The 8,271-nt window shown below is 61.9% G+C and carries 7 protein-coding genes; 5 read left to right on the forward strand and 2 right to left on the reverse strand.

The genetic code is table 11. The annotated features are described in order from the left end of the window. Positions 1-166: 166 nt before the first annotated feature. Positions 167-718, reverse strand: a complete 552-nt coding sequence (locus ACMLHG_RS16315) for a hypothetical protein (RefSeq protein WP_294433259.1) — start codon at positions 716-718, stop codon at positions 167-169. 216 nt (positions 719-934) lie between these two features. Here ACMLHG_RS16315 and ACMLHG_RS16320 point away from each other — a divergent pair, with 216 nt between their 5' ends. Genes ACMLHG_RS16320 through lpxB form a run of 5 tightly spaced genes read left to right on the forward strand, consistent with a single transcriptional unit; the run spans position 935 to position 6,781 of the window. Next, positions 935-2,050, forward strand: a complete 1,116-nt coding sequence (locus ACMLHG_RS16320) for an LptF/LptG family permease (RefSeq protein ID WP_295812745.1) — start codon at positions 935-937, stop codon at positions 2,048-2,050. Between the two features lie 13 nt (positions 2,051-2,063). Continuing rightward, positions 2,064-3,914, forward strand: coding sequence for a peptide-binding protein (locus ACMLHG_RS16325; protein ID WP_417171167.1), 1,851 nt, complete (start codon positions 2,064-2,066; stop codon positions 3,912-3,914). 42 nt (positions 3,915-3,956) lie between these two features. After that, positions 3,957-4,760, forward strand: coding sequence for a 4-hydroxy-tetrahydrodipicolinate reductase (gene dapB / locus ACMLHG_RS16330; RefSeq protein ID WP_294433252.1), 804 nt, complete (start codon positions 3,957-3,959; stop codon positions 4,758-4,760). 18 nt (positions 4,761-4,778) lie between these two features. Further along, a complete protein-coding gene (locus ACMLHG_RS16335; RefSeq protein ID WP_295812750.1) occupies positions 4,779-5,624 on the forward strand; it encodes a DUF4886 domain-containing protein in 846 nt (281 codons plus the stop codon). Positions 5,625-5,629: 5 nt separating this feature from the next. Then, a complete protein-coding gene (gene lpxB / locus ACMLHG_RS16340; RefSeq protein ID WP_295812754.1) occupies positions 5,630-6,781 on the forward strand; it encodes a lipid-A-disaccharide synthase in 1,152 nt (383 codons plus the stop codon). A gap of 9 nt (positions 6,782-6,790) precedes the next feature. Here the strand turns inward: lpxB and ACMLHG_RS16345 are convergent, their stop codons facing one another. Further along, positions 6,791-7,882 carry an SGNH/GDSL hydrolase family protein gene (locus ACMLHG_RS16345; protein WP_295812757.1) on the reverse strand — a complete coding sequence of 364 codons (1,092 nt, stop codon included), beginning with the start codon at positions 7,880-7,882 and terminating at the stop codon, positions 6,791-6,793. Between the last annotated feature and the right edge of the window lie 389 nt (positions 7,883-8,271).

Below are 8,271 nucleotides of genomic sequence, written 5' to 3' on the forward strand. Positions count from 1 at the left end.
GCCTCGAGCTGCTGCCGCCGGTTCTGCAGTTCGGAGAGGAGCAGCGCGGTGGTCCGCCCGTCGAGCCCGACCCCGCTGCCGCCGACGTGCGCCGGAACCATGCCGGTCATCATCGACAGCATCGCCGAGACCAGGAAGTCGCAGATGACGATGAGAATTGCCCGATTCACTTGCCGCACTCTCCGATTTCATTGCCGCAGAGGAGCTTCTGTCGCAGCGGCCAGAGCATCGCCAGCCGCAGGATCAGGCTGAAGATGATTCCGATCAGCGTCGAGCTGTAGGCGATCAACCGGCTGCTCTGCGGCGAAAAGGTCATGACCAGAAACGCCGACACCGTACCGAACAAACCGACGTACAGCGGCACGTCGAAGAAGATGTCGGCATTCTCCAGTTTGCGCAGCTTGAGCTTGCAGCCGTCGGGACTGCGCCGGATGCCGTCCACCACCACATAGGCGACGCCGAAGGCGAGGAACTGCATCACGGTGATGATCGAGAAGATCAGCATCGAAATGCGTCCGGCCAGTTCGCCGCGGGCGGCGAGACTGTTCGGCGAACCGGGAGCGACCGGCCCGAGCACCTCCCCGGAACTGCTGGTGCCGCAGAAGATGTCGCGCAGCGCAGCGGAGTTGGTGAAGGCCTGATTCATCCAGAATACAAAAACGGCGCCGAGCACAAGGATCACGGCCGGCAGCCAGACACGCAGTTTAGCAACTTTCATCAGAAGAGTTCTCCGGGATTTGATTTTTTCAAAGGATATGCGAAACACTCATACAATACGACCAATTCGCGAAATATTCAAGATTTTTTATCGATTCCCGGAGAATTCCGGGGAAAAAAAACAATCCGGTTTGCCAAAACCGGTTTTGCAATGTATCTTTTATGAAATGGAACCGTCTGATATGATCCAACTGCAAACGACAGGTCTGCTTTACCGATGAAAACGTTGAACTGGTATGTGACGCGAGGTTTTCTGCTCGCTTTTTCGATGGCGATCGCCATTCTCACCTTCGGCATGACCGGGGCGAATCTGGTCAAGGTGCTCGATTACGTCTCGCAGGGAATCTCCTTCTGGACCTTTCTGGAGTTCACGCTCTACATTCTGCCGATCATCCTGACCTTCACGGTGCCGTGGGCGGTCATGGTGGCGGTGATGCTGGTCTTCGGGCGGATGTCCGCCGACTGCGAAATCACCGCGATGCGGGCGTGCGGGATCTCGATCATGCAGATCGTTTCGCCGATTCTGATCATCACCTTCTTTCTCACCCTCTTCTGCCTCTATCTCCAGGTGGAGATCGGCCCCCCGCTGCTGGGGAAATCCCGCAGTCTCATGCAGACCGCCGCGATCAACCAGCCGCTGGCCATCTTCGAACCCGGCAAGCCGATCGAGTATGAGAACACCATCATCTACATCGACGACAAGGAGGGAGAAAACGGCATCAAGGGCGTTCAGATCTACACGCTGAGCGATCCGCAGACGGTCGCGCAGGACATCTCCGCCGCCCGCGGCGAACTCTCGGTGGACAAGGAGAAACAGCTCCTGATCGTCCACCTCTACGACTGCCTGGTGATCGATAAGAAATCCACCGCAGGCGGAGCGGACAAAGCTGGCGGCGGCGTGCCGACCCGCTTCTACACGCAGGAGCTGGAGTTCAGCTTCAACTACGGCCGGCAGGCCAACGCCCAGCGGATCAGCGTCCGCCCGAAATACATGACGCTCGCCGACCTGATGGGGCGCATCCGGCTGACCAAGGAGCTCAACCGCGACACCACCGAACTGGAGGTGGAGCTCAATCAGCGGATTGCCTTCGCGCTGTCGCCGATCGCCTTCCTGCTGCTCGGCCTGCCGCTGGCGATCCGCACCAGCCGCCGGGAAACCTCCGTGGGGCTCTTCCTGAGCGTGATCCTCGCCGGATTGTTCTTCCTGTCGATCATCCTCTGTGAATCGCTGAGCTCCTTCCCGAAACTTTATCCGCAGTATCTGCTCTGGCTGCCGAACATCGTCTTTCAGATTCTCGGAGCGGTCATGACCTACCGCATCTCTCAACGCTGAGGAGCGCGGCACCATGAACGGGAACGGATTTGTCAAGTTTCTGCTGACGGTGCTGATTCTGGCGGTGGTCTACTTCGGCTGGGTGCTGACCGGAGCACTCGACCGGGTGCGGGAAAGCAACCTGCGCGTCCTCGAACGGCTCGAACAGCTCCAGCACACCCTCGCCGCGCCGACGCCGCTGGCGGACCGGGCCCCCCTCCCCGCTTCGGCGGCCCCCACCGGCGACAACATCGCCAACCGGCAGTTTTTCGACCCGGCGGCGGTGCCGGGCGGGCGTCTGATCCAGGCGACTTCGGCGGATACGCCGAACCTGAACCCGCTCATCAACAACGAGGCGACCGCGTCGGAATTTCACGGGCTGTGCGTCTCCTCGCTCGCCGAACCGAACTACGCGGACCCGACCGAATACCAGCCGCTGCTGGCGGAGTCGTGGGAGATCTCTCCCGACCACAAAACCTACCGCATCAAACTGCGTCGCGGCGTCTTCTGGGACCCCTTCACCGATCCGGAAACCGGGGTGAAACACGGTCCGAAAGAGGTGACCGCCGCGGATTTCAAATTTTTCGTGGACGTGGTGAAGAATCCCGACGTCAACTGTGAGGCGATCCGCTCCTACTACCAGGATCTCGAATCGGTCGAAATCGTGAACGACTTCGAGTTCGTCGTCCGCTGGAAGGTTGAATACTACGGCTCCCGCGCCTCGACGCTCGGCATGTCGCCGCTGCCGCGCCACTTCTATCACTTCTACGACGGCCCGTTCGACGGGAAGCGGTTCAACAACGACCACCGCCGCAACCGGATGCTGATCGGCTGCGGCCCCTACCGGTTCGTCCGCTGGGAGAAGGACCGCCGGGTGATCTTCCGCCGCAACCCCGCCTATTTCGGGAATGCGCTCGGCGCCGGCCCTTCGCTCGACTATCTGGTCTACGAAATCATCAAGCACCCCAACACCCGCTTTCAGGCCCTGCTCGCCGGTTCGCTCGACCAGCTCGGCCTCACCCCGGACCAGTGGATTCAGCGGACCGGTGGGAAGGAGTTCACCAGCGGAGAGCTCAAAAAATACCGCTATCTGCTGCCGCAGTACACCTACATCGGCTACAACCTCACCCGGCCCTTCTTTCAGGACAAGCGGGTGCGGCAGGCGCTGACCATGCTGATCGACCGCGAAAAGATCCTGCGGGACATCTACTTCAATCTGGCGAAGATCACCACCGGGCCGTTCTTTCCGGACGGCCCCTACGCGGCCCCGTCGATTCAGCCCTGGCCCTACGATCCGGAACAGGCGAAGCGGCAGCTGGCGGAAGCGGGCTGGCGCGACACCGACGGCGACGGCATTCTGGAGAAGGACGGCGTGAAGTTCGTCTTCACCATGCTTCAGATCGCGACCAGCCCGATTCAGCAGAAGATGATGCCGCTGATCAAGGAGTCGCTGGCCGGCGCCGGGATCGACATGAAGATCGAAAATGTGGAGTGGTCGGTCTATCTGCAGCGGTTGAACCAGCGCCGTTTCGACGCCAGCTGCCTCGGATGGGCCTCGCCGTTCGACCCGGACATGTACCAGATCTGGCACTCCAGCCAGTGCGACAAGCCGGAGAGCAGCAACTACATCGGGTTCCGCAACGCCGAGGCGGATAAACTGATCGAGGAGATGCGCCGCACCTTCGACCGGGAGCGGCGGATTGCCATCGCCCACGCCTTCGCCCGGCTCATCCACGAAGAACAGCCCTACACGTTTCTGTTTGTTCCGTACAGCCTCGTCGCCCAGTCGGGAAGATACCGGAACGTCCGGGTCTTTCCGGTCGGGATGCCGGTGATGCCCTGCTGGGTCCCGAAACAGGAGCAGCGCGCCGTTCCCGGGCTGTAAACCGGCAGAGAAAGATACAACAACCGCATGGAAGGATCGAATATGATCAGAGTCATCATCATCGGAGCCGCCGGCCGCATGGGCCGCCGGCTGGTCGCCAACGTCATGGAGAATCCGGAATTCGAACTGGCCGGAGCGACGGAGTTCGTCGAATCTCCGTTTCTCGGCGAGGACGCCGGTCTGGTCGCCGGCTGCGGGGAAGCGGGCGTGAAGATCACCGCCAATCTGGAAGAGCTGGTCAAACACGCCGACGCCATCATCGACTTCGCCACCGGCGGCGTCATGGAAGCGGTCCGGCTTGCGGTGGAAAACCACTGCGCCGCGGTCATCGGCACCACCGCGCTCAGCGCCGCGGAGAAGGGGGAACTCGCTGAACTTGCCGAACGCGGCGGCCGGATCGTCTCGGCCTACAACATGAGCGTCGGCGTCAATCTATTGTTCAAACTGGTGGGGGAGGCCGCGCGCACCCTCGGGCCGGACTACGACGTCGAAATCATCGAAATGCACCACAACCAGAAGAAGGACGCCCCCTCCGGCACCGCGGTGCGGCTCGCCGAAGAGGTGTGCGCCGCGCGCGACTGGAACTACGCGACCGATGTCCGCCACGGTCGCGAAGGGATGGTCGGCGCCCGGTCGAAACATGAGATCGGCATGCATTCGCTGCGCGGCGGCGACGTGGTCGGCGACCACACCGTCATCTTCGCCATCAACGGCGAGCGGATTGAGCTCACCCACAAGGCGTCCAGCCGGGACACCTTCGCCAAGGGAGCGCTCCGGGCGGCGAAGTTTCTCACGCACGCGGATCCCGGGCTCTACGACATGCAGGATGTCCTCGGTCTCAAATAATTTTCAGGAGCAGAGCAAATGAATATCCTCACCATCGGCAACAGTTTCACCGACAGCCTCGAACTCTACTTCCCGGCGGCGGTTCAGTCCGCCCGGTGCGATCTTCACTTTGAGCGGGCCAATTTCGGCGGCTGCGAACTGGCGCGCCACTGGAGCTATATCGAGGCGGAAGAGCGCGATGTGCGCTGCCGCATCTATCAGGGGGGGCGAAAGCTCCGTTCGATTCTCGAACTGCGCGCCTGGGATGTGGTCACCATCCAGCAGGCGAGCCACGACAGCTGGCGGCCGGAAACCTTCCAGCCCTGGGCGGGGAACATCATCGCCTACGTGAAGAAACATGCGCCGCAGGCGGAGGTGGTGATCCAGCAGACCTGGGCCTACCGGGCCGACCATCCGCAGCTGCTCCCGGGCAGCGAATGGGGCGTCTCGCAGGATGAGATGTACGAGCGCCTGACCGAAAACTACACGAAACTGGCGCGCGACTACAAGTTGCGGATCATTCCCACCGGTTACGCGGTTCAGCTCACCCGCCGCAACAGCGAACGCAAATTCGTCAACTACGACCCGGCGCTGATCGACACCCTCGCCTGGCCGGATCTGCCGCCGCAGGCGGGCGACGTGGTCGGCCAGTGCTCCTGGCGGAAGAATCCGGACACCGGGGAGCTCTACCTCAACCGCGACCTCATCCATCTCAATCCCCGGGGGCAGTATCTCCAGGCGTGCGTCTGGTTCGCCATGCTCTACGGGAAAAAGGTGAGCGAAATCCGGCTCGTTCCCGCCGAACTGGCGAATTCCGACGTCAAATTCCTGCAGGAGACCGCCCAGCAGGCGGTGGATGAGTTCCAGCAGGTCAACCAGGGTTGATACGAATGGCGGAAAAGAAGATATGGATCCTCGCCGGAGAGGCCTCCGGCGATCTTTACGGCGCCCGGCTCGCCCGGGAACTGCGCGCCATCGCCGCGGAACGGGGTGACACGGTCCGGATTTCCGGCATGGGCGGGCCGCAGATGGCCGCGGCCGACATCGATCTCAAGGTCGATTCGACCGAACTCGGCGTCGTCGGCGTGATCGAGGTGCTGAAACATATCTTCACGTTCGTCGCCATCTTTTTCCGGCTGGTCCGCGCGGCGAAGCAGGAGCGTCCCGACGAGGTCGTCTTGATCGACTACCCGGGATTCAACCTGCTTTTCGCGCTGATGATGTATCTGAACCGGATTCCGGTCGTCTGGTATGTCTGCCCCCACCTCTGGGTGTGGGGCAAATGGCGTCTGCCGGTGCTGGCGAAGATCTGCACGAAGATGCTGGTGATCTTCCCCTTCGAAGAGGAGGTCTTCGCGCCGACCCGGCTCCGGGCGACCTTCGTCGGCCACCCGCTGGTGGATATCGTCGAAGAGCGGCGCAATCCGGAAATTGAGCGCTCTCCGGAGGAGTTTCTGCTTCTGCCGGGCAGCCGCACGATGGAGATCAACTTCCTGCTGCGGCCGATGCTCGACACGATCTCCCGGCTTGCCGAGCGTCATCCGGAGTTGAAGTTTCATCTCAGCGCCCCGCGGGAAAAGATCGCCCGGCTCTGCGACGAAATCTACCACGAATACCGCTGCAAACACCCCGATGCCCCGGCCGTCACCATCAGCTGTGCGGACACCCCGTACTGGCAGCAGCGGGCCGGAACCGGCCTCGCCGCCAGCGGCACCGTTACGGTGGAGTCGGCCATCGCCGGACTCCCGCTGGTGGTAGGTTACAAGCTCAACTGGGTCACCATTCTGCTCGCCTCGCTGGTGGTCCGGCTCTACCGCGGCTACTTCACGATGGTGAACATCATCGCCAACCGGACCATTTATGAAGAGTTCCTCCAGCACCACTTTTCGCCGAAGGAGCTGGTACCGGCGGTGGAGCGCATTCTGCCCGGCGGCGAACGGCGCGCCGAAGTGGAAGCGGGGATGGAGGAGGTCCACAAGCTCCTCAAGCCGAAGAGTTCCAGCGCCGCCCGTCAGGCAGCGCTCGCCTGCTACGACCTCTGACGCGGCGCGTCAGGCCAGCCGGTTTCCGCGCAGAAATGCGGCGAGCTTCTCCGACACCCGGAGAAAACCGACGTCGTTGGGGTGAACCGCGTCGACGAAGCACTCCGCAAAGTTTTCTCCGAGCAGGTCGAACCCGTCGAGGAAGTACACGGCGGGATCCCCCATTGCCCGGCGCCGCTCACAGTTGGCGCGGTGGATCGCACTGCGCCGGAGCCGCGTGGCGGCCCCCTCCTCCCGTTCCGCCGGAATTCTCAGCTGCGAGATCGTCACAATCGGCACCGCCGGGTGTCGTTCGCGCAGGATGTCGGTGAACCGCGGCAGTGTCTGCTCCAGCCGATCGAGATCGACGTTTGCGTCGTAATCGAGCAGGAAGAGTGCCGGATTCTCCACCCGGGCGAGAGTTTCCGCCAGCTCCGGCTCCCCTTTCGCCGAACCGGCAAATCCGAAATTCAGCACGGGCCGGTCGAGCAGTCGCGCCAGTTGCGCGGTTTCTGCCAGCCCCGGCCGAGAGGCACAGCAGCCGTGGATGATGCTGGTTCCGTAGAACACCACGGGGGACGAATTCCGCCGGGGGCGCGGCGGCTCCACCCGCGCCGACGGCGCCACACCGATCTCGAAGAAATCGACCCGGGCGTAGAGCGGGAAATAGAGTTCAAACTCGTGCATCTTCCGTTCCGGTTCTTCCGGAAGAGTCAGCACGCCGGCAAGCGAGTGTGTGGGGAAGCTCAATTCGTCATAGTTCTTGCGGGTTACGGCGATGAACGCGCCATCCATATAGAGGTCGAACCCGGAGCGGCCGATGCTCATGATATCGGCGGAATTGTTGTGGCAGGTGACGGTGGCGCGCACGGCGACGAAGGGAGAATCCGAACGGAAGCGCAGCACGCCGCCGGCCGAGTGATTGGCGTACACATCGACCGCCTCGGAGAACGCGCACTCCGGCCGGGATTCCGGCAACCGCCGCAACGGATCACCCGGTTTCCGGAATGCGAACCCCTCCAGTTCAAACGGTGTCTCGTCATAACTGCTCCAGCGCGCCGGAGGCAGCGGTGTCGCCGTATAAGCCATCGCCGGATCAAATTTTTTCTGCGTAACTTCCATCCTGATTCTCTCCCTGTTCCATTGTCTTACTATAGCATATTGACAGTTGATTGCAAATACTGCGGCATGTGGGGGGAATGAGGGAGATATGCTGGACTTCTGTGTGGAAATGATATTCGGGGGAGCTGGAGGGCCGGGCGCCCTCCAGACCTCTTCGATAGGAGGAGATTGTTCCGAAGCGGGCAATTCCGGCTTCTGCGGGACGCGGGCGGGGCGGAGGTGAATATTCGAACTTCCGAGAGAAAATGATCGTCGGGGGAGCTGGAGGGCCAGACGCCCTCCAGACCTCTTCGGAGGGAAGAAAGCGGTACCAGAGTGTAAATTTCCGGCTTCTGCGGGACGCGGTCAGGGCGGAGGCGGATATTCGAACTTACGAGAGAAAATGATCG

It is taken from the genome of Victivallis sp., assembly GCF_048170485.1.
GTDB lineage: Bacteria > Verrucomicrobiota > Lentisphaeria > Victivallales > Victivallaceae > Victivallis.